The 20,149-nt window shown below is 74.3% G+C and carries 21 protein-coding genes; 9 read left to right on the top strand and 12 right to left on the bottom strand.

Going from position 1 to position 20,149, the window contains the following annotated elements:
• Positions 1 to 32 precede the first annotated feature (32 nt).
• Positions 33 to 1,451: an aldehyde dehydrogenase family protein gene (locus HCC30_RS17420; protein ID WP_169443488.1), complete on the top strand. Its 1,419-nt coding sequence runs from the start codon at positions 33 to 35 to the stop codon at positions 1,449 to 1,451.
• Positions 1,452 to 1,749: 298 nt separating this feature from the next.
• A complete protein-coding gene (locus HCC30_RS17415) occupies positions 1,750 to 2,832 on the top strand; it encodes a Zn-dependent alcohol dehydrogenase (protein WP_169443487.1) in 1,083 nt (360 codons plus the stop codon).
• A gap of 15 nt (positions 2,833 to 2,847) precedes the next feature.
• Here the strand turns inward: HCC30_RS17415 and HCC30_RS17410 are convergent, their stop codons facing one another.
• Positions 2,848 to 3,480 carry a TetR/AcrR family transcriptional regulator C-terminal domain-containing protein gene (locus tag HCC30_RS17410; RefSeq protein ID WP_169443486.1) on the bottom strand — a complete coding sequence of 211 codons (633 nt, stop codon included), beginning with the start codon at positions 3,478 to 3,480 and terminating at the stop codon, positions 2,848 to 2,850.
• A gap of 113 nt (positions 3,481 to 3,593) precedes the next feature.
• On the opposite strand from HCC30_RS17410, the gene HCC30_RS17405 reads away from it, so the two are divergent.
• On the top strand, positions 3,594 to 4,280 hold the full coding sequence (locus HCC30_RS17405; RefSeq protein ID WP_169443485.1) for a TetR/AcrR family transcriptional regulator: 687 nt from the start codon (positions 3,594 to 3,596) through the stop codon (positions 4,278 to 4,280).
• On the opposite strand, the gene HCC30_RS17400 is transcribed toward HCC30_RS17405, so the two are convergent.
• Positions 4,268 to 4,729 (bottom strand): MaoC family dehydratase, encoded by a 462-nt coding sequence (locus HCC30_RS17400; RefSeq protein WP_169443484.1) that lies wholly within the window; start codon positions 4,727 to 4,729, stop codon positions 4,268 to 4,270. The two genes, HCC30_RS17405 and HCC30_RS17400, sit on opposite strands and share 13 nt — an antisense overlap.
• Before the next feature lie 554 nt (positions 4,730 to 5,283).
• Between HCC30_RS17400 and HCC30_RS17395 the strand changes: the two genes are divergently transcribed.
• Entirely contained in the window at positions 5,284 to 6,117 is an 834-nt protein-coding gene (locus HCC30_RS17395) for a YoaK family protein (protein WP_169443483.1), read from the top strand.
• A 99-nt stretch (positions 6,118 to 6,216) separates the two neighbouring features.
• Here HCC30_RS17395 and HCC30_RS17390 read toward each other — a convergent pair whose 3' ends face one another.
• Entirely contained in the window at positions 6,217 to 7,671 is a 1,455-nt protein-coding gene (locus HCC30_RS17390) for an amidase (protein ID WP_169443482.1), read from the bottom strand.
• 58 nt (positions 7,672 to 7,729) lie between these two features.
• Positions 7,730 to 8,446 carry a hypothetical protein gene (locus HCC30_RS28690; protein ID WP_240979662.1) on the bottom strand — a complete coding sequence of 239 codons (717 nt, stop codon included), beginning with the start codon at positions 8,444 to 8,446 and terminating at the stop codon, positions 7,730 to 7,732.
• A gap of 437 nt (positions 8,447 to 8,883) precedes the next feature.
• Between HCC30_RS28690 and HCC30_RS17380 the strand changes: the two genes are divergently transcribed.
• The 5 genes from HCC30_RS17380 to HCC30_RS17360 all read left to right on the top strand — a co-directional run bounded on the left by HCC30_RS17380 (position 8,884) and on the right by HCC30_RS17360 (position 13,719).
• Positions 8,884 to 9,681 (top strand): SDR family oxidoreductase, encoded by a 798-nt coding sequence (locus HCC30_RS17380; protein WP_169443481.1) that lies wholly within the window; start codon positions 8,884 to 8,886, stop codon positions 9,679 to 9,681.
• Positions 9,678 to 11,366, top strand: coding sequence for an AMP-binding protein (locus tag HCC30_RS17375; protein WP_169443480.1), 1,689 nt, complete (start codon positions 9,678 to 9,680; stop codon positions 11,364 to 11,366). The genes HCC30_RS17380 and HCC30_RS17375 overlap by 4 nt, the downstream gene beginning before the upstream one ends.
• Positions 11,367 to 11,558: 192 nt before the next feature.
• Positions 11,559 to 12,104, top strand: coding sequence for a TetR/AcrR family transcriptional regulator (locus HCC30_RS17370; RefSeq protein ID WP_240979681.1), 546 nt, complete (start codon positions 11,559 to 11,561; stop codon positions 12,102 to 12,104).
• A gap of 88 nt (positions 12,105 to 12,192) precedes the next feature.
• Complete coding sequence (locus HCC30_RS17365) at positions 12,193 to 13,179, top strand: NADPH:quinone oxidoreductase family protein (protein ID WP_169443478.1); 987 nt, start codon at positions 12,193 to 12,195, stop codon at positions 13,177 to 13,179.
• 69 nt (positions 13,180 to 13,248) lie between these two features.
• Positions 13,249 to 13,719: an NUDIX domain-containing protein gene (locus tag HCC30_RS17360; RefSeq protein ID WP_169443477.1), complete on the top strand. Its 471-nt coding sequence runs from the start codon at positions 13,249 to 13,251 to the stop codon at positions 13,717 to 13,719.
• 14 nt (positions 13,720 to 13,733) lie between these two features.
• Here the strand turns inward: HCC30_RS17360 and HCC30_RS17355 are convergent, their stop codons facing one another.
• The 8 genes from HCC30_RS17355 to HCC30_RS17320 form a co-directional block, all read right to left on the bottom strand.
• Positions 13,734 to 14,318, bottom strand: a complete 585-nt coding sequence (locus HCC30_RS17355) for a dihydrofolate reductase family protein (RefSeq protein ID WP_169443476.1) — start codon at positions 14,316 to 14,318, stop codon at positions 13,734 to 13,736.
• A gap of 141 nt (positions 14,319 to 14,459) precedes the next feature.
• Positions 14,460 to 15,674: an acyl-CoA dehydrogenase family protein gene (locus tag HCC30_RS17350; protein WP_169443475.1), complete on the bottom strand. Its 1,215-nt coding sequence runs from the start codon at positions 15,672 to 15,674 to the stop codon at positions 14,460 to 14,462.
• Positions 15,675 to 15,681: 7 nt separating this feature from the next.
• Positions 15,682 to 16,704, bottom strand: coding sequence for a phosphotransferase family protein (locus HCC30_RS17345; RefSeq protein WP_169443474.1), 1,023 nt, complete (start codon positions 16,702 to 16,704; stop codon positions 15,682 to 15,684).
• Between the two features lie 215 nt (positions 16,705 to 16,919).
• Positions 16,920 to 17,873: an MBL fold metallo-hydrolase gene (locus HCC30_RS17340; protein ID WP_169443473.1), complete on the bottom strand. Its 954-nt coding sequence runs from the start codon at positions 17,871 to 17,873 to the stop codon at positions 16,920 to 16,922.
• 125 nt (positions 17,874 to 17,998) lie between these two features.
• Positions 17,999 to 18,523 carry a gluconokinase gene (locus HCC30_RS17335; RefSeq protein ID WP_169443472.1) on the bottom strand — a complete coding sequence of 175 codons (525 nt, stop codon included), beginning with the start codon at positions 18,521 to 18,523 and terminating at the stop codon, positions 17,999 to 18,001.
• Positions 18,520 to 18,867: a DUF202 domain-containing protein gene (locus HCC30_RS17330; protein WP_169443471.1), complete on the bottom strand. Its 348-nt coding sequence runs from the start codon at positions 18,865 to 18,867 to the stop codon at positions 18,520 to 18,522. Before HCC30_RS17330 ends, HCC30_RS17335 begins: the two co-directional genes overlap by 4 nt.
• Positions 18,864 to 19,262 (bottom strand): DUF202 domain-containing protein, encoded by a 399-nt coding sequence (locus HCC30_RS17325; RefSeq protein WP_169443470.1) that lies wholly within the window; start codon positions 19,260 to 19,262, stop codon positions 18,864 to 18,866. Before HCC30_RS17325 ends, HCC30_RS17330 begins: the two co-directional genes overlap by 4 nt.
• Positions 19,263 to 19,549: 287 nt before the next feature.
• Positions 19,550 to 20,077: an NUDIX domain-containing protein gene (locus HCC30_RS17320; protein WP_169443469.1), complete on the bottom strand. Its 528-nt coding sequence runs from the start codon at positions 20,075 to 20,077 to the stop codon at positions 19,550 to 19,552.
• Positions 20,078 to 20,149 lie beyond the last annotated feature (72 nt).

The raw sequence follows: 20,149 nt of genomic DNA, 5'->3' as shown, positions 1-20,149 counted from the left end.
ACACCCCAAACTAGCGGCGCTAGTTTGGGGTGATGCAGGCACACGACGCTTTGTTCATCGACGGCACGTGGCGCCCCGCCGCTGCCGACGGCACCCTCCAGGTCACCAACCCCGCCAACGGCACCGTCCTCGCCACCGTCCCGGCGGGCGGACCCGAGGACGTGGACGCGGCCGTCGCCGCCGCCCGTGCCGCCCTCCCCGGCTGGTCCGGCACCCCGCCCGCCGAACGCGCCGCGCTGCTGGGCGCGTTGCACGACGTCCTCACCGCGCGCCGCGAGGAGATCGCGGAGATCGTCACCCGCGAACTCGGCTCACCGCTCGCCTTCTCGCAGGCCGTGCACGCCGCCGTCCCGGTCGCGGTGAGCGGCAGCTACGCGCGGATCGCCGCCGAGCACACCTTCGAGGAGCGGATCGGCAACTCCCGCGTCCTGCACGAACCCGTCGGCGTCGTCGGCGCGATCACCCCGTGGAACTACCCGCTGCACCAGATCGTCGCCAAGGCCGCGCCCGCGCTCGCCGCCGGCTGCACGATGGTCCTCAAGCCCGCCGAGGACACCCCGCTGGTGGCGCAGCTGTTCGCCGAGGCCGTGGCCGAAGCGGGCTTCCCCGCGGGCGTGTTCAACCTCGTGACCGGGCTCGGGCCGGTCGCGGGCCAGGCGCTCGCCGAGCACGAGGACGTCGACCTGGTGTCCTTCACCGGGTCCACCGCGGTCGGCCGCCGGATCGGTGCGGCGGCGGGCGGCGCGGTGAAGAACGTCGCGCTGGAGCTGGGCGGCAAGTCGGCCAACGTCATCCTGCCGGGGGCCGACCTGGCCAGGGCCGTCAAGGTCGGCGTCGCCAACGTGATGGCCAACTCCGGCCAGACGTGCAGCGCCTGGACCCGGATGCTGGTCGACGCGGCGCGCTACGAGGAGGCCGTCGAGCTGGCCGCCGCTGCCGCCGCGAAGTACGCCCCCGGCGACCCGGAGGCCGAGGGCACCCGGCTCGGCCCCGTCGTCAACGCCAGGCAGCGCGAGCGCGTCGCCGGGTACATCGAGCAGGGGGTGAAGGAGGGCGCCCGGCTGGTGGCCGGGGGCCCGGAGGTGCCCGAGGGGTTCGAGCGGGGCGCCTACGTCGCGCCGACCGTCTTCGCCGACGTCACCCCGGAGATGACCATCGCGCAGGAGGAGATCTTCGGCCCGGTGCTGTCGGTCCTGCGCTACGAGGACACCGAGGACGCGCTCCGCATCGCCAACGGAACCGTCTACGGACTCGCCGGCGCCGTCTGGTCCGAGGACGAGGAGGAGGCCGTCGCCTTCGCCCGCCGGATGGAGACCGGACAGGTCGACATCAACGGCGGACGCTTCAACCCGCAGGCGCCGTTCGGCGGTTACAAGCAGTCCGGGGTCGGCAGGGAGCTGGGCCCGCACGGGCTGGGCGAGTACCTGCAGACGAAGTCGCTCCAGCTCTGACCATGGGCGCGCGGCGGGCGGCCGCACGGCGCCGGGCGCGGCCCGCACCGTGCGCCCCCGGCGCTCCCTGGCCGGGAGCGGACCCGGGCCCGCACCACCCGCGCGAGACCGGGCGTGCGCCGTGCCTCGCCGTGCGCCCTGCGCCTGGGCATGCGCCTGTTGCCGGGCCGGCCGCCACGGCGCGAACGTCTCTCCCACGGCCGCCGCTCCACCGGAGCCGGCGCCCGCCCACCGACTCCCCCTCCACTCCACCCGTCCCGACAGTCCCCGCACCGCCGAGAGTCCCAGGAGCACCCTCATGGTCCGTGCCGCCGTACTGCCCGCCGTCGGAGCCCCGTTGGAGCTCACCGAGATCGACCTGCCCGAGCCCGGGCCCGGGCAGGTGCGGGTCCGCCTCGCCGCGGCCGGGGTGTGCCACTCCGACCTGTCCCTGTCCAACGGAACGCTCCGGCAGCCGGTCCCCGCGGTCCTCGGCCACGAGGGCGCGGGCACGGTCGTCGCCGCGGGCGAGGGCGTCACCTCCCTCGCGCCGGGCGACCGCGTGGTGCTCAACTGGGCGCCCTCGTGCGGCGCCTGCCACTTCTGCGTGCAGCTGGCCGAGCCGTGGCTGTGCGTGAACGCCAACGCGGGCACCACCGTCCCCTACGCCCGCTCCAAGGACGGCGAGGACCTCTACCCGGGCCTGAGCACCGCCGCGTTCGCCGAGGAGACCGTGGTGCCGGCGCGCGCCGTGCTGCCGCTGCCGGACGGCGTCCCGCTGACCGAGGCGGCCCTGCTCGGCTGCGCGGCGCTGACCGGCTACGGGGCGGTCAACCACAGCGCGCAGGTGCGGGTCGGGGAGTCCGTCGTGGTGTTCGGCGTGGGCGGCGTCGGACTGGCGACGCTCCAATCCGCGCGGCTCGCGGGCGCGGACCCGGTGATCGCCGTCGACGTGTCCCCCGAGAAGGAGGAGCTGGCCCGCTCGGCCGGGGCCACCGACTACCTCCTCGCCTCGGACACCACCGCGAAGGAGATCCGCGAACGCACCGGCGGATTCGGCGCGGACGTGGCCGTCGAGTGCGTCGGCCGCGCGGAGACGATCCGTGCGGCCTGGGGGGCGACGCGGCGGGGCGGGCGGACCACCGTCGTCGGCATCGGCGGCAAGGAGCAGCAGGTCACCCTCTCCGCGCTGGAGATCTTCCACTTCGCGCGGACCCTCAGCGGCTGTGTGTACGGCAACTCCGACCCCGCGCGGGACGTACCCGTCCTCGCCCGGCACGTGCGCGAGGGCCGGCTCGACCTGGCCTCGATGGTCACCGAACGGATCGGCCTGGAGGACATCCCGGCCGCCTTCGACGCGATGCTCGCCGGCCGCGGCGGCCGCGCCCTCGTCGTCTTCTGACGGCGGGCGGCGCCGTCAGGCCCGGTGGGCGGGGCCGCGCAGCGCCAGACCGTCGACGAGGGCGCGCAGGCCGGTCTCGAACGCGCCCTCGTCGACGTCCCGTTGGTGCCCGGCCAGCAGGTGCGCCTCGCCGAGGTGCGGGTACTCCTGCCCGTACAGCGCCGCGTCGTCGACGAAGCCGCGGGCGAACGAGCCGAGCGCCGAGCCCGCGACGAAGTACCGCATGAGCGCGCCGATATGGGTGGCGTGCGGCTTCGGCCAGCCCGCGCGGACCATCCCGCCGAACACCGCATCCGCCATCGCCAGCTGACTCGGCCGCCGGCCCGGGCCCTGCGCCAGGTACGGCACGATGTTCGGGTGCGCGCTGAGCGCCGCGCGGTACGAGCGGGCCCACCCGAGCAGCGCCGCGCGCCACTCCGTCCCGTCCTCGAACATCGACACGTCGACCTGGGCGCAGACGGTGTCGGCCACCGCGTCCAGGATCTCGTCCTTGGTGCGGAAGTGGTTGTAGAGCGACGGGCCGCTCACCCCGAGTTCGGCCGCGAGCCGCCGGGTGGACACCGCGGGCAGACCCTCGGCGTCGACGAGCGCGAGGGCGCACTCGACGATCCGGGCGCGGCTGAGCAGCGGCTTGCGGGGGCGGGCCATGCGGTTCATCGTAGAGCGCGCCCCGTGCGCCCCCGGCCTGGCGCGGGGGCTAAGCAGGTGCTCAGGGCTCGGGGTATCGTGTGCGCCCTGTCGAAGGAAGGGCGAGCGAGACCATGGCATCGGAGACGGAGCCCCGGGCCACCTCGGGCGAGGCGGAGACGGGACCTGCCGACGAGTCCTTCGAGGGCGTGACGCCCGACGCCGCCAGGCGGCTGCTGCTCGGCGCCGTCGAGGCCTTCGCCGAGCGGGGCTTCCACGCGACGACCACGCGGGACATCGCGGGCCGCGCGGGCATGAGCCCCGCGGCGCTGTACATCCACTACAAGACCAAGGAAGAACTGCTCTACCAGATCAGCCGCGTCGGCCACGAGCGTTCGGTGCGGCTGCTCACCGAGGCCGTCGAGGGCACGGACGCCCCGGCCGACGCCCCGTCCCGGCTGGCCCGCGCCGTCCACTCCTTCGTCCGCTGGCACGCGGAGCACCACACCACGGCCCGGGTCGTGCAGTACGAACTGGCCGCGCTCGGCGAGGAGCACTACACCGAGATCGTCCAACTCCGGCGCCGGAGCGAGGAGTTGCTGCGCGGGGTGCTGGAGGACGGCGCCGCCTCGGGCGAGTTCGCCGTCCGGGACATCCGGGGCACCGCGCTGGCCGTGATGTCCCTGTGCATCGACGTGGCCCGCTGGTTCAGCCCCTCCGGCGCCCGCACCCCGGACGAGATCGGCGAACTGTACGCCGACCTCGTCCTGCGGATGGTCGGCTCCGGGGCCCGGACGGAACCCGGGTCCTACCAGAAGTAGCGGCTGAGGGACTCGGCGACGCAGACGGGCTTGTCGCCGCCCTCGCGCTCGATCGTCACCTTCGCCGCGACCTGCACACCGCCGCCCGCCTCCGCGACCTCCAGCAGCTGCGCGCGGGCGCGCAGCCGGGAGCCGACGGGGACGGGAGCGGGGAAACGCACCTTGTTCACGCCGTAGTTGACGCCCATCCGGATGCCCTCGACGCGCATCACCTGCGGCACCAGCGAGGGCAGCAGGGAGAGTGTCAGATAGCCGTGCGCGATCGTCGAGCCGAACGGGCCCGTGGCGGCGCGCTCGGGGTCGACGTGGATCCACTGGTGGTCGCCCGTCGCGTCGGCGAACCGGTCGATCCGCTTCTGGTCGACCTCCAGCCAGTCGCTGGGGCCCAGCTCCTCGCCGACCGCCGCCGCCAGTTCGTCCGCCGAGGTGAACACCCGGGGCTCCGCCATCGCTGCAACCTCCTGTGTGAGTGCGCCGCGCCGATCCGCTAAGCGTCCGCTCAGCATGCGGGGGTGCGGGGGCGCTGTCAACGCCCGGAGAACGTCCGGATCTTCGGCCGGTACGGCGAAACGGAATGCGCCGCACCGTGCACCGGGAGCACCCTTGGGGGTGGCGGGGAGCGCTTGTGCGTTTGGGAAGGGAATGCCGCCCGCCGGGGTGAACCACGGTTCACGGGCGGGCGTGTCGCGCCGGGCAATTGCTATCAATTCCCTTGGGAATGCCGTCGCCCCGGGGCAGTCGGTCACCCCTGTCCGCGGCGTGGGAGGCGGGGGAGCACAAGCGCTGCGAGAATCGATTCGGGTCGGCCGTGACCATGCAATACCGGTGCCGAGGAAGAGGTATTGCGGTGCGCGGCCGGAATTCCGGGATGTTCTGGCAGGGGAATTCCTGTGAGGAGAAAAATGAATCGTGGGCCGGTGTCCACCCGCTTGCCACTCGGGGGCAGGGGCGTTTCCGCGCGCGGGTACCGGCTCTTCACCGGCAGACAGGGAGAAGTGCGCAGATGCCCAGAACCGAGGATGCCGAGGACGCTCGACGGAAGCGGTTCATCCTGATCACCGCCGCGTTACTCGCCGCGATCGCCGGGTTCGTCAACTCGGTCTTTCTGACGTCGCTGATATACCCGGTGAGCCACGTCACCGGCTCCCTCTCGCAGTCCGGTATGAGCGTGGTCGCCGAGGGGTCCGGTGAGCTGGGGAGCCTGGTGACGATCCTGCTCGCCTTCTTCGCCGGGGGAGTGGCCGCGGGTGTGCTGCTCGGCTCCCAACCTCCGGCCACCGGCCGCCGGTTCGGGCTGGCGCTGCTGGCGGAGGCCGCGCTGCTGGGGGCCGCCTCGCTGGTCGTCTCCAGGGAGCACCTGATCTGGGCGGTGGCGGCGGCGGCCGCCGCCTGCGGCCTGCAGAACGGGATGTTCTCCAACTACCGCGGCATGGTGCTGCGCACCAGCCACATGACCGGGACGCTGACCGACCTCGGCGTCCTCGTCGGCAGCGGCCGCTACCGCCGGGTGCAGGCATGGCGGGGCCTGCTGCTGACCGCGTCCCTGCTGACCTTCGTGGCCGGCGGCATCGTCGGCGCCTGCCAGGCGAGCACCGACGGCCTCACCGCGCTGCGCATCCCCGCCCTGTGCTGCGCCGTGCTCGGCCTGGGCTACGCCATCTACCGCCACCACCAACGCCTCGCCGGGGAAGGGGAGCACGCCGGGCCGGCGGTGGCACCGGAACCGACGCCGAACCCGGTGCCGACGTCGGCACCGAGACCGGCACCGAGACCCGCCCCGAAACCGGCCTCACGCCCCGGCTCCCCGGCACGCTGCCGGTGCGCCGACGGCGTCTGACCGGCCGCCCCGTACCCGCGACCCGTCCCCGAGCGCGCCGGTCCCGGCGCGCTCGCGGACGTCAACTCCCGGCCGTACGCCCGGGCTTGAGAGGCAGGCTCACCACACCGGCGGCTTGCGGTCGTGCCACGGCTGTGCTGCCTCGACCTGGGCGGAGAGGGCGAGCAGCGGGGCGTCGGCGCCGTAGCGGCCGGCCAGCATCACGCCGATCGGGAGGCCCTCGGGCGACCAGTGCAGCGGCAGCGAGACGGCGGGCTGGCCCGTGGAGTTGTAGAGCGCGGTGAACGGCGTGAAGTGGGTCAGCGCGGCGAACTCGGCGGCCGGGTCCTCCTCGTTCCGCAGTGCGCCCACCGGCAGCGGCGGCTGCGCCAGCGTCGGCGAGAGGAGCACGTCGTAGCCGCTGCCCGGCGCCATCAGCGAGTCCGCGATCACCTGGCCCGCCATCCGCAGCCCGTACAGCGCGCCCGCGAACTCCTGGCCCGTCACCTCCCGGCCCCGCGCGCGCAGATGCCGGCTGAGCGGCATCAGCCGGTCCTCGGCCTCCTCGGGGACGGGACGCAGCGTGGCCATCACCGACCAGGTGCGGGAGAAGGCGCCGGCCAGGGTGCCGTCCGCCGGGATGCTGATCTCGTCCACCTCGTGGCCGAGGCCGCGCAGCAGGTCGGCGGCGCGCCGTCCGGCCTCCGCGCAGTCGGGGTGCAGCGTGACGCCCTCCACCGGCGGCTCGGTCAGCGCCGCGATCCGCAGCCGCCCGGGCGCCCGGTCCGCGCGGGCGTGCCCGCGGAAGGTCTCGCCCTCGGGCAGCGAAGGCGCCGAGAACGGGTCACCGGGGTGCACGCCCGCCAGGACGTCCAGCAGCGCGGCCGTGTCCTCGACGGTGCGGCCGATCGGGCCGCTGGTGGACAGCCCCGTGACGTCGTGCAGCGTCGGGCCCGAACTCACCCTGCCGCGGCTCGGCTTGAAGCCGACGAGCCCGCACACCGAGGCCGGGATGCGGATCGAGCCGCCGCCGTCGCTGGCCTGCGCCACCGGCGCCAGCCCCGCCGCCACGGCCGCCGCCGCGCCGCCGCTGGAGCCGCCCGCCGAGCGGCTGGTGTCCCACGGGGTACGCGCGGGCGGCGCGACCCGGTTCTCGGTGTAGCAGGGGAGGCCGAACTCGGGGGTGTTGGTCTTCCCCGTCATCGGGGAGCCGCCCTCGCGCAGGGCCGTGACGATGTGGTCGTCCACCTCGGGCACGTACCCGGCGAAGACCTCGGAGCCGAAGGTGCAGGGCACCCCGGCAACCTGATTGAGGTCCTTCACCGGAACCGGTACGCCGTGCAGCGGCGGCAACTCCCCCGTGCCGCCGCCCGCGCGCGCCTCCCGGGCGGCCCGCTCGGCCTCCGCGGCCTGGGCGCGGGCCAGTTCGGGCGTCACGGTGACGAACGCGCCGACCTCCGCGTCGAGCCGTCCGATGCGCTCCAGGTAGTGCTCGGTCAGCTCGACGGGCGACAGCGCGCCCTCGCGTATCGCGGCGGCCTGTTCCGTCGCCGTCAGCTCGTGCAGCTCGGCCATCGCCGTCCTTCCCTCGTGCCCTGCGGCTTCTCGCGGGTCCGTCCGGCGAATCCTCGCACTAGGTCTGTGTGGTGACCACGGCTCCCTGCCCCGCGCGCAGTCCCCGGAGGGGGTTCGCGCCGCGCCCGCGGTCCTCGCCGCCGAGCTGTCCCCTGGCGCCGGCGCGGGACTGGGGGGCGGGGGCCGCCGCGGTGCGGGCCGTGGCCGTGGCGCCCGCGGGCTTCGCGCCGGTCCGGCCGTCGCCCGCCGTCGCGGGGCCGTCGAATCCGCCGCGGCTCTCGCGTACCGGACGCGGGCCCGGGGCGTCGCCGCGGCCGAGGCGGCTGTCGTGGTGCCCCGTCGCGCGGTCGGTGCCGTAGTTGACCGCGGCGATCATGCGGCGCAGCACGTCCGCGAGCCGCGGGGTGGGGGGAGCGGCCGGGTCGCAGCGGAGCAGCGACCTGCCGCCCCAGGTGAGCCGGTGCCACTCGTCGAGGGCCGTCGGCTGTCTGACCCCGGCGCGCTTCTCCCGTCTGCGCCGGGCGGCCACCTCCGCCTCGTACGCGAGCCAGACGGCGCGGGCCTCCTCCAGCTCCTCCAGCGCGGCCAGCAGCAGCGCGGGGTCGGGGTCGCGGTCCTCCGGGTGGATGCCGGTGCGCGAGCACAGGTGCTGCCAGGTGGCGCGGTGCCCGTAAGGGGCGAATCTCTCCAGGCACTTGCGGAGCGCGCGGCGGCGCTGCGAGGGCGCTCTGCCGGGATCGCGGACCTGCTGTGCGAGGGCTCTGAAGCCTGCCAATCAACCCACCTCCGACGGAGAGGACCCGGTGCTCGGCGGTGTGACGTGTCCGCCGCCGGATCGGATCCCTTCCGGTTGTCCTTTTCTTGTCGTCCCGGTCACCCGGTGGTTCCGGCCGTCCCGCCCGCCGGGGGCCGCGCGGCGCCTGCCGGTACGCGCGGCGCTCCGCCCGTTTCGTGCGGTGTTCCGGGTCAGGCGAGGTACCCCATACTGCGTGGAGTACGTGGGATGGAGGGGTTTTCTCACGGAGTTCTCAGGTTTCCGGCGGCTTTCTCATGTTTGAGAAGCGATCTTTGAGATTCACCGGGGGCCGCCCGCGGGGACGGTACGGAGACATCATCGCGCCTTCCGCGTACGGGAGTTCGCAGGGGCCTTCCCCCGTCACATACCGACTGGTTAGTCTGCGCCCGCAGGCAGCCGAGGTGAGGGGAGCCGGGATGGAGTCCTTGCGCGATACCGGAGTGGTCGTCACCGGAGCGGGAGGCGGGATCGGCGCGGCACTCGCCCGCCGCTTCGCCGCCGAGGGGGCCCGCGTCGCCGTCAACGACCTGGACGCGGCACGCGCCGAGGCCGTGGCGCGGGAGATCGGGGGCGTGGCCGTGCCGGGCGACGCCTCGACGGTGGTGCCCGACGCGCGTGCCGCGCTCGGCGGACGCATCGACACCTTCTGCGCGAACGCCGGCATCGCGACCGGCGGCGGGCCCGAGGCGGACGAGGAGAACTGGGCCGCCGCCTGGGACGTCAACGTCATGTCCCACGTCCGTGCCGCGCGGGAACTCCTGCCGCACTGGCTGGAGTCGGGCGGCGGCAGGTTCGTCGCCACCGTCTCGGCCGCCGGGCTGCTCACCATGGTCGGCTCCGCGCCGTACAGCGTCACCAAGCACGCGGCGCTGGCCTTCGCCGAGTGGCTCTCCGTCACCTACCGGCACCGCGGGATCGCCGTGCACGCCGTCTGCCCGCAGGGCGTGCGCACCGGCATGCTGGACGGCACCGGCGTCGCCGGCGACCTCGTGCTCAAGCCGACCGCCATCGAACCCGAGGACGTCGCGGACGCGCTGTTCGCCGCGATGGCCGAGGACCGGTTCCTCGTCCTGCCGACCGAGGGGACGGCCGAGATCTACGCGGCCCGCGCCACCGGCCCCGACGCCTGGCTCGGCGGCATGAACCGGCTCCAGCAGAAACTGGAGTCCCTCGTCGCGCAGCAGGCCGGCTCCCCCGAGGGGAGCGCGATATGAGCGGTTACGAGGACCGGCCCTGGCTCGCGCGCTACACCGAGGCCCAGCGCGCGCCCGTCCGGCCGCACGAAACCGCGCTGCACGCCTTCCGCGAGGCCGCCGAGCACACCCCGGACCGCACCGCGCTCGCCTACTTCGACGGACGGCTGAGCTACCGCGAGACCGACGCACTCTCCGACGGCGTCGCCGCGCACCTCGTCGCGGAGGGCTTCGCCGCCGGCGACCGCGCGGCGATCGTCCTCCAGAACAGCCCGCACTTCGTGCTCGCGCTGCTCGGCATCTGGAAGGCGGGCGGCACCGCCGTCCCCGTCAACCCCATGTACAAGGGGCGCGAGGTGGCGCACGTCCTGCGGGACGCCGAGGTCACCGCGCTGATCTGCGCCGACCGGGCCTGGGCGGCCCAACTGCGGGACACCGCGCGGGACTCGCCCGTCCGGATCGCGCTCACCGCCTGCGAACTCGACCTCCAGAGCAGGAACGACGCGCGCGTCCTCGCCTTCGAACGGGCCGCGCCCGCGGACGACGCCGAGGACCTGCTCACCGTCGCCCGCCGCGGCGGCCGGGCGCCGGAGGAGCGGACGCCCACGCGCGCGGACACCGCGCTGATCAGCTACACCTCCGGCACCAGCGGCAGCCCCAAGGGCGCCATGAACACCCACGCCAACATCGCCCACAACGCCGAGCGGCAGCGCACCGGGCTCCAACTGCCCGACAGCGCCTGCGTGTTCGCGCTCGCCCCGCTGTTCCACATCACCGGCATGGTCTGCGAGCTCGCCTCCTGCTTCGCCAACCGGGGCACCCTCGCGCTCGCCTACCGCTTCGACGCGGGCGTCGTCCTCGACGCCTTCCTGGAGCACCGGCCCGCCACCACCGTCGGCCCGTCCACCGCGTACATGGCGCTCGCCGCGCACCCGGAGGCGAGCCGCGAGCACTTCTCCTCCTTCCGCTTCCTCGCCTCCGGCGGCGCGCCCGTGCCGCCCGCGCTGGTGGAGAAGTTCCGCGCCGCCTTCGGCTGTTACGTGCACAACGGGTACGGGCTCACCGAGTGCACCGCGCCCTGCGCCTCCGTGCCGCCGGGCCTGGAGGCGCCGGTCGACCCGGTCTCGGGCACGCTCGCCGTCGGCGTCCCCTCGCCGGAGGCGCTGGTCCGCATCCTCGACGACGAGGGCAGGCCGGTGCCGTTCGGCGAGCACGGGGAGATCGCCGTCCGCGGGCCGCAGGTCGTCCCCGGCTACTGGCGGCGCCCCGAGGCCACGGCCGCGGGCATGCCGGACGGCGAACTGCGCACCGGAGACATCGGGTTCATGGACGTGGACGGCTGGCTGTACGTCGTCGACCGCAAGAAGGACATGATCAACGCCTCGGGCTTCAAGGTCTGGCCCCGCGAGGTCGAGGACGTCCTCTACGGCCACCCGGCCGTCCGGGAGGCGGCGGTCGTCGGCGTCCCCGACAGCTACCGGGGCGAGTCGGTCAAGGCGTACGTCAGCCTGCGCCCCGAGGGGACGGCGGACGGGGCCGAGCTGATCGACTGGTGCAGGGAGCGGCTCGCCGCGTACAAGTACCCGCGCGCGGTCGACATCCTGCCCGAACTGCCCAAGACCGCCAGTGGGAAGATCCTGCGGCGGGAACTGCGTTCCCGCGGCGAGACGGGACGACACGACGCGACGGGGCGGCACGGCGCCTAGCCGTCCGGACCCGTGCCGCCCCGCCCGGCGGCGGCACGGGCCCCGGCACCGCGCGCGTGCACGAACGAGAGGCAGGTGACGGCCATGGCGGCCACCGGAGCCCGGGAGGGCACCAGCGGGGGAACGGGCCCCGGGAACGGCGGCACGGCACCCGGTGGGGGAGCGGCGCCCGCGCCCGTGCCCAGGCGGCTGATGGCCGCCGCCACCCGGCTCTTCGCCGACCGCGGCTACGACCGCACCTCCGTGCAGGAGATAGTCGAGGCCGCCGGCGTCACCAAGGGAGCCCTGTACCACTACTTCGGCTCCAAGGACGATCTCCTGCACGAGATCTACGCCCGGCTGCTGCGCCGCCAGCAGGAGCGGCTGGACGCGGTGGCGGCGGCCGGAGGCTCCGTCGAGCGGCGGGTGCGCGAGGCCGCCGGGGACGTCGTCGTCACCACCATCGAGAACCTCGACGACGCGATGATCTTCTTCCGCTCGATGCACCAGCTCAGCCCGGAGAAGCAGCGGCAGGTGCGGGCCGAACGGCGCCGCTACCACGAGAGCTTCCGCGCCCTCATCGAAGAGGGCCAGAAGAGCGGGGTCTTCCACGACGGGACCCCGGCCGACCTGGTGGTGGACTACCACTTCGGCTCCGTCCACCACCTCAGCAGCTGGTACCGCCCCGAGGGCCCGCTCACCCCACGGCAGGTGGCGGACCACCTCGCGGACCTGCTGATGCGGGCACTGCGCCCGTAGCCCGCGCCGGGAACCACGGCGCGGCGGACGACACACACCACAGCGGCGCGGGGACGCGAGGACGCCCCCGCGCGCGGAGGGAGACACCGTGAAGGCATGGCGCGTCCACGCGAACGGCGAACCGCGTGAGGTGATGCGGCTGGAGGACATACCCGAGCCCGAACCGGGCCCGGGCGAGCTGCTGTTGCGCGTACGCGCGGCCAACGTCAACTTCCCCGACGCGCTGCTGTGCCGCGGCGAGTACCAGGTGCGGCCGCCGTTCCCGTTCACGCCCGGCGTCGAGCTGTGCGGCGAGGTGCTCGCCGCGGGGCCTGACACCCCCGGCGCGCCCGCGCCCGGCACCCGGGTGCTCGCGCAGCCCGCGCTGCCGTCCGGCGCCTTCGGGGAGCAGGTCCTCGTCCCCGCGGCGAGCGTCCGCACCGCGCCCGAGGCGCTGGACGACGCCGAGGCCGCCGCGCTCCACATCGGCTACCAGACCGGCTGGTTCGGCCTGCACCGCCGGGCCCGCATCCAGCCCGGCGAGACGCTGCTGGTGCACGCGGCGGCGGGCGGCGTCGGCAGCGCCGCCGTCCAGCTCGGCAAGGCGGCCGGGGCGCGCGTCATCGGCGTCGTCGGCGGCGCGGCCAAGGCGGCGACGGCCCGGGAGCTGGGCTGCGACCTGGTGGTGGACCGGCGGTCCGACGACATCGTCGCCGCCGTGAAGGAGGCCACCGGCGGCCGGGGCGCGGACGTGGTCTACGACCCGGTGGGCGGCGACGCGTACGCCAAGTCCGTCAAGTGCATCGCCTTCGAGGGCCGCGTGATCGTCGTCGGCTTCGCCGGCGGCGCCGTCCCCACCCCCGGCCTCAACCACGCCCTGGTGAAGAACTACACGATCCTCGGCCTGCACTGGGGCCTCTACAACACCAAGGACCCGGCCGCCGTCGACGCCTGCCACCAGGAGCTCACCAAGCTCGCCACCGACGGCGCGGTCAAGCCCCTGATCAGCGAACGCCTCCCCCTCCCCGAGGCGGCCGAGGCCGTCCAGCGCGTCTTCGACGGCGTCACCACGGGGCGCGTGGTCATCCAGCCGTGAGGAGAACGTCCCCGGGGTGGTGCTGCGGGACCGTGCGGCCCACCGCCGGGCCGACAGGAGGGGAGTGCGATGGGGCGCATCGAATACGCCGACGACCCGGGCGCCCCGGAGCCCAACTCCCTTGTCGCCGGGGCTCTCACGGCGGTCACGGACGCGGAGGGCCGGGTGCTGCTCCAGCGCCGGGCCGACAACGGGCTCTGGGCCTTGCCGGGCGGCGGCATGGACATGGGCGAGTCGCTGCCCGAGGCGGCGGTCCGGGAGACGAAGGAGGAGACGGGGCTCGACGTGGAGATCACCGGACTCGTCGGGATGTACACGGACCCGCGCCACGTCATGGCCTACGACGACGGTGAGGTCCGGCGCCAGTTCGCGTTCGTGTTCGCCGCCCGGGTCGTCGGGGGCGAACTCGCCGTCTCGGACGAGAGCACCGAACTGCGCTGGGCCGGCCAGGAGGAGTTGCCCGGCTTGCCGCTCCACCCGGCCCAGCGGCTGCGCCTCGGCCACGTGCTGGAGGGCCGGGGTGCCCCGTATCTCGGGTGAAGCGGCGAGCGGGCTCACCGCCGCAACGTCGGCCGGTAGGTGAGTTCCTGGGTGTGGCCGTCGAGGGTGCGGTGGTCGAGGAGTTCGAGGTCGAAGTCGGCGGCGTCCCGGAAGAGCGGGGCGGTGCCGGTTCTGCCGGTGAGGACGGGGAAGATCGTGAGCTGGACGCGGTCGACCAGGCCCGCCGCCATCAGGGCACGGTTCATCGAGAGGCTGCCGTGCGACCGGAGGGGGACGGGGGACTCCTCCTTGAGGCGGGAGACGACGTCGACGGCGTCGCCGCGTACCAGGTCGGCGGGGCCCGGCCAGTCGAGCGGGCCGTCCAGGGTGGTGGAGACCACCGTCGCGGGGAGGCGCCGCATGCGGGCGACCCAGGGGTCGCCGACGCCGGAGTCCACGTCGCCCGAGCCGAGCAGCTGCACGAAGTCCCGGTAGGTGCGGGCGCCGAGGACCATCCGCTGGTCCTCCCCGTACAGCGCGAGGCGGCGGGCGAGGAGCTCGGGGCCCTGTTTGCCCCAGTAGCCGCCCCAGTCGCCGGCGCGGTAGGAGCCGTAGCCGTCGAGGGTGGAGAAGACGTCGAAGGTGTACGGGACGGACATGGTGCTCTCCTCCAGCGGGTGGTTGCCGGTCTGTGAAGGGAGACCGGGCGGCGCGGCGGAACTCATCGCCGGGGGAGCGGGTGGAGAGCGCGGAGGGGGCGCCCGGGAGTCCCGGAGCGCCCCCTCGGGACGGCTCTGCCGTCAGGCGTACTTCTTCAACTCGCGGCGGGCCAGCGAGCGTTGGTGCACCTCGTCCGGGCCGTCGGCCAGCTGGAGGGTGCGGGCCGCGGCCCAGAGCTCGGCCAGCGGGTAGTCCTGGCTGACGCCCCCGGCGCCGTGCAGCTGCACCGCGCGGTCGAGGATGCCGACCACCGCGCGCGGGGTGGCGATCTTGATGGACTGGATCTCGGTGTGCGCCCCGCGGTTGCCCACGGTGTCCATCAGCCAGGCCGTCTTGAGCACCAGCAGCCGCAGCTGCTCGATCTCGACCCGCGCGTCCGCGATCCACTCCTGGACCACGCCCTGCGCGGCCAGCGGCTTGCCGAACGCGGTACGCGCGTGCGCGCGCCGGCACATCAGCTCGACGGCGCGCTCCGCCATGCCGATCAGCCGCATGCAGTGGTGGATGCGCCCGGGCCCGAGCCGGGCCTGCGCGATCGCGAAGCCGCCGCCCTCCTCGCCGACCAGATTGCCGACGGGCACCCGTACGTCGTGGAAGCGGACCTCCGCGTGACCGCCGTGGTAGTGGTCCTCGTAGCCGTACACCCGCATGGCGCGGCGGACCTCCAGGCCCGGGGTGTCGCGCGGGACGAGGACCATCGACTGCTGGCGGCGGATGTCCTCGCCGTCCGGGTCGGTCTTGCCCATCACGATGAAGATCCGGCAGTCCGGGTTCATGGCACCGGAGATGTACCACTTGCGGCCCGAGATGACGTACTCGTCGCCCTCACGGCGGATGCGGGTCTCGATGTTCGTGGCGTCCGAGGAGGCGACCTCGGGTTCGGTCATCGCGAACGCCGAGCGGATCTCGCCGTTGAGCAGCGGCTCCAGCCAGCGCCTGCGCTGCTCGGGGTTGCCGAACTCGGTCAGCAGCTCCATGTTCCCGGTGTCGGGAGCCGCGCAGTTCAGCGCGGTGGGGGCCAACTGCGGGCTGCGGCCGAGGATTTCGGCGAGCGGCGCGTACTGGAGGTTCGTCAGCCCCGCGCCGTACGTCCGGTCCGGGAGGAAGAGGTTCCACAGGCCCTTCCGGCGGGCCTCGGCCTTGAGCTCCTCGACCACCGGCACGGTCTGCCAGGGGTCGTCCTGCGCCTCGCGCTGCTCGGCCGCGACCTCCTCCGCCGGATAGACGTGCTGGTCCATGAACGTCAGCAGCTGGTGGCGGAGTTCTTCCGTCCGTGCGTCGAATGCGAAGTCCATGTGCGCCTCAGCCCTTCCGCAGTGTGGTGAGCCCGTTGTCGATGAAGACGGGGACGAGGGTGCCGATCCGGTCGAACCCGGGGCCGACGGTCTGGCCGAGCGTGTAGCGGTAGTGGATGCCCTCCAGGATCACCGCGAGCTTGAACCAGGCGAACGCGGTGTACCAGTGGACGTGGCTGACGTCCCGCCCGGACGCCGTCGCGTACGCCTCGATCAGCTCGCCGGGGGAGGGGTGGCCCGCGGCGCCCGCTGTGGTGCTGATCGGCGCGCCCGGGATGTCCAGCGGCTCGCTGTACATCACGAGCAGGCCGAGGTCGGTGAGCGGGTCGCCGAGCGTGGACATCTCCCAGTCGAGCACGGCGGCGACGGTGTCGTCGGCGGCCGCGAGGACGTTGTCCAGCCGGAAGTCGCCGTGCACGACGGCGGGCGCGGGCGACGGGGGCAGGGCGGCGCCGAGCGCCCGGTGCAGCTCGTCGATGCCCGCCAGCTCACGGCTGCGGGAGGCCTCCAACTGCTTGCCCCAGCGCCGCAGCTGGCGCTCCAGGAAGCCCTCGGGGCGGCCGAAGTCGGCGAGTCCGACCTCGGCCGGGTCCACCGAGTGCAGCGCGACGAGCGTCTCGGGCAGCGCCCGCACCAGCGCCCCGGTGCGCTCCGGGCCGAGCTCGGCCAGCTGCTCGGACGTGCGGTACGGCGTCCCCTCGACGTGCTCCATCACGTAGAACGGGGAGCCGGTCACCTCCTCGTCCCGGCACAGCAGCACCGTCTCCGGGACCGGTACGGGCGTGTCGCGCAGCGCGCTGATCACCCGGAACTCGCGGGACATGTCGTGCGCGGTGGCCAGGACGTGGCCCAGCGGCGGCCGGCGCACGACCCAGCGGCCGGTGCCGTCGGTCACGCGGTAGGTCAGGTTCGACCGGCCGCCCTGGATCACCTCGCCCCGCAACGGCCCGTTGACCAGGCCGGGGCACTCCCTGGCCAGGTGGGCGGCGAGCCGCTCCAGGTCGAGCCCGGGCGGGTTCTCCTCACTCATCGTGCGCGCTCCTCCGGTGGGTCGGCGGACAGATCGACAGGCGGCGGTGCCGGACGGCTGCCGGCGGTCGGGTACCGGTCGGCCTCGATCATGCCGACTGGTCGGTATGGCCGTCTAGGGGTGTGCGGCGCGCATCGGCGCCCGGGGAGTGTGGAGTTGGCCACGTGGGGACGGGGGCGGCCGGGGTTCCGCCGCCCGCCGCCCCTCACCCGGCGTCACGCGTGGCAGGCCAGCGGGCGGCCGTCGCGCAGGAGCTCCATGTCGCGCCAGGCGGCCGTGATGTCCAGCTCGGCGCCGGGCGGACGGCCGTCCAGCTCGGCGTACGCGCGGTGCAGGTTGGCCACCAGGCGCTCGCTCTCGGCCAGTTCGGCGAACTCGCCGAGCTCGGCGCCGCGCGCCGCCTCCAGCGGGGTCAGGCCGCGCGGGTGCGCGTCGCGGGCCAGCTCGTCGACGAAGCGCAGGTAGCGCTCCGTCGTGTCGTACACCTCGGGGCCGGTCACCGGGCCGTGCCCGGGCACGACCGTCCGCGCGTCCAGGGCGCGCAGCCGCTCCAGCGCCCGCAGGGAGCCGGCGAGGGAGCCCATCAGCAGGAACGGGGTGCCCTGGTGGAAGATCAGGTCCCCGGCGAAGGCGACCCGCCGCTCCGGCAGCCAGACCACGGTGTCGCCGGGCGTGTGCGCGACGCCCGGGTGGATGAGCCGTACCTCCAACTCGCCGACGTGCACCGTCAGTTCGTCCGGGTAGGTGACGGTGGGCGCGGTGACGACGACGTCGCCGAAGTCCACCTCGGGCCAGATCTGGTGCAGTTGGTGGCCCGCGCGCAGGGTCTCCCGGCGGCAGGCGGTGTGCCCGATGACGGTGGCCTCCGGTGCGAAGACGCTGTTGCCGTAGGTGTGGTCGCCGTGGTGATGCGTGTTGACCAGCGCCGACGGCAGCGGGGCCCCGCTCGCGCGCACCGCCTCGCGCAGCCGGTGCGCCCGCCGGAGGGTGGCGGCGGTGTCGACCAGCAGCGTGTTCTCCCCGTCGGTCACCCACCCCGCGTTGTTCAGGCACCAGCCCCCGTCGGGCTGCACATACGCGTGCACCCCGGGCGCCAGCTCCTGCACGTACGGCTCCCCGGCGCCTGCTCCGGCGGACGGCGGCATCGGATGACACAGATGTTCACTCATGGGACGACCTTGTCACCGCTCCCGGCCCTGCTGCCAGTCAGCGGGGCGTCAACGGGGGTGCGGGGGCGGGAGGTTGGGGCGGGTGGCTCCTGCTCGCGGCCGCGTCAAACGGGGGTGACGGAGGTTCAGCCCGCGCCGAGGGCGGCGAGGGCGCGGGTGGTGACCTCGTCCGGGGTGCCGTCGACGGGGACGGACGTGCCGTGCTCGTCCGGTTGCAGCGGCTCCAGGGTCTCGAACTGGGAGCGGAGCAGGGAGCGCGGCATGAAGTGGCCCTCGCGGCGCTCCAGCCGCCGGGCGATCAGCTCCTCCGAGCCGTCGAGGAGCAGGAAGAACACCCGGCCCGGGGCGCCGGCCGCGAGCCGGTCCCGGTAGCGCCGCTTCAGGGCCGAACTGGTGACGACGCCGCCGCGCTCCGCGTGCCGGCCCAGCCAGTCGGCGATGGCGTCGAGCCAGGGGCGGCGGTCCTCGTCGGTCAGCGGTGTACCGGCCGACATCTTGGCGATGTTCTCCGGCGGATGGAACGCGTCCGCGTCGGCGTACGGCACCTCCAGGCGTCCCGCCAGCCGCTCGCCCACGGTGCTCTTGCCCGAGCCCGACACCCCGGCGACCACCACCAGCCGTCCGGGCCGCTCGGCCCGTTGATCCGTCACCACAGCAACACTCCTCCCACGACCATCATCGTCAGGGTGCACAGCGCGGCGAGCCGGGCGAGCGCCGGGCTCATCGGCGGGGGTTCGGCCGCGTCCATCCGGGAGATGCGCCGGTGGCCCACGGCGAGGAAGCCGAGCCAGGCCAGGACGCCGACGGCCAGCGTCAGCACGTGGAAGGTCCCGCCGCCCTCGGTGACGACCGTACGGATGGCCAGCCCGATGGAGACCACGAAGGTGAGGGTCGTACGGCGCCAGGCCAGCCGGGTGCGTTCCGGCTGGGCCCCCGGGTCGCGCTCCGGCGCTCCGCCGGCGCCGGGCGGCCGGACGGGGGAGCTGCCCGTCACCTGCCCGCCCAGCCCATGGCGACGGCGGCGATCACGACGATCGAGGCCAGGCCCGTCGCGGTGGCCAGCAGGACGGGGAAGCGGGAGGCGGGCAGGTCCTCGCCGCGGCGCATGGCGCGCTCGCAGCGTATCCAGTGGTTCACGGCCCGGAACGCGCACAGCGCGGCGCCCGCGAGGACGGCGACGGCGATGGTGGTGCGGACGCCCCAGCGGAGGCCGGTGAGGAACTGGTCCACGGCGATGCCGCCCGCGACGAGGGCGAGGGCGGTGCGGATCCAGGCGAGGAAGGTGCGCTCGTTGGCGAGCGAGAAGCGGTAGTCGGGGGTGGTGCCCTCAGCGCGGATGCGGTGGGGGGCGAACCACAGCCGGAGGGTCGCCAGGAACCGGTGGATCATCCTCCGAGCGTAAGCGGTGGTCGCGGGGTTGCCACGGCTCGGGGTGCGGTTCGCCTTCGCGGGGTGCGGTGCTGCCCCGGGTGGTGCGTCGCCGGGTGCGGGCGCGTCGTGGCCCGGGTTTTCGCGCAGTTCCCCGCGCCCCTGATCGCGGGCCCGCCCCGCTTGGGAGGTCTGCGCCGTAGGCGCAGGGCTGGCAAGCGCAGCTCGGGCCCGCCCCTGCGCGGGGTGCTCCATGCCGTCACCGGACCACCCGTACGCCGTGGTCCTTCGCGCAGTTCCCCGCGCCCCTATGGGCGCGCCCCGTGCCAGGCGCGGAGGCGGTGGTGGGATTCGAGGCCGTCGGGGACGACGGGCCAGTGCGGGAGGCGGCGTTCGAGTTCGGGCTCGGGGAGGAAGTCCCACCAGGCGACCTCCTCCGGCTGCGGCCGGACCGGCAGGGCGCAGACGACCTCGTAGACGCGGACGAACCAGCTGTACTCGGGGGTGTCGAAGAGGAACGTGAAGCGTTCCTCCGGCATCGGCAGCCCGCTGACGCCCAGCTCCTCCTCGGCCTCGCGCAGCGCGCCCGCGTCGTAGCTCTCGCCCGCGCCGACGACGCCGCCCACCACCACGTCGTACATCGAGGGGAACACCAGCTTCTCCGGGGTGCGCCGGTGCACGAAGATGCGGCCCTCGGGGTCGCGGACCTGGATCGAGGTGCAGCGGTGCCGGAGCCTGCGGGCCATCGCCTCGCCGCGCGGCGCCTGTCCGGTGACCCGGTCCTCGGTGTCCACGATGTCCAGCAGTTCGTCGGCCGAGCGCTTCTGTTCCGTCATGCGGGCCATCTCAGCATCCCGCCCGCGCGGACCGCCCGGAAGGGGCTCCGGATCGTCCGTTCCGGACTGAAT

Origin of the sequence: Streptomyces sp. HNM0574, assembly GCF_012726235.1 — a bacterium.
GTDB lineage: Bacteria > Actinomycetota > Actinomycetes > Streptomycetales > Streptomycetaceae > Streptomyces.
The sequence above is the reverse complement of the archived record's forward strand: the minus strand, read 5'-3'. Positions and strand labels throughout refer to the sequence as shown.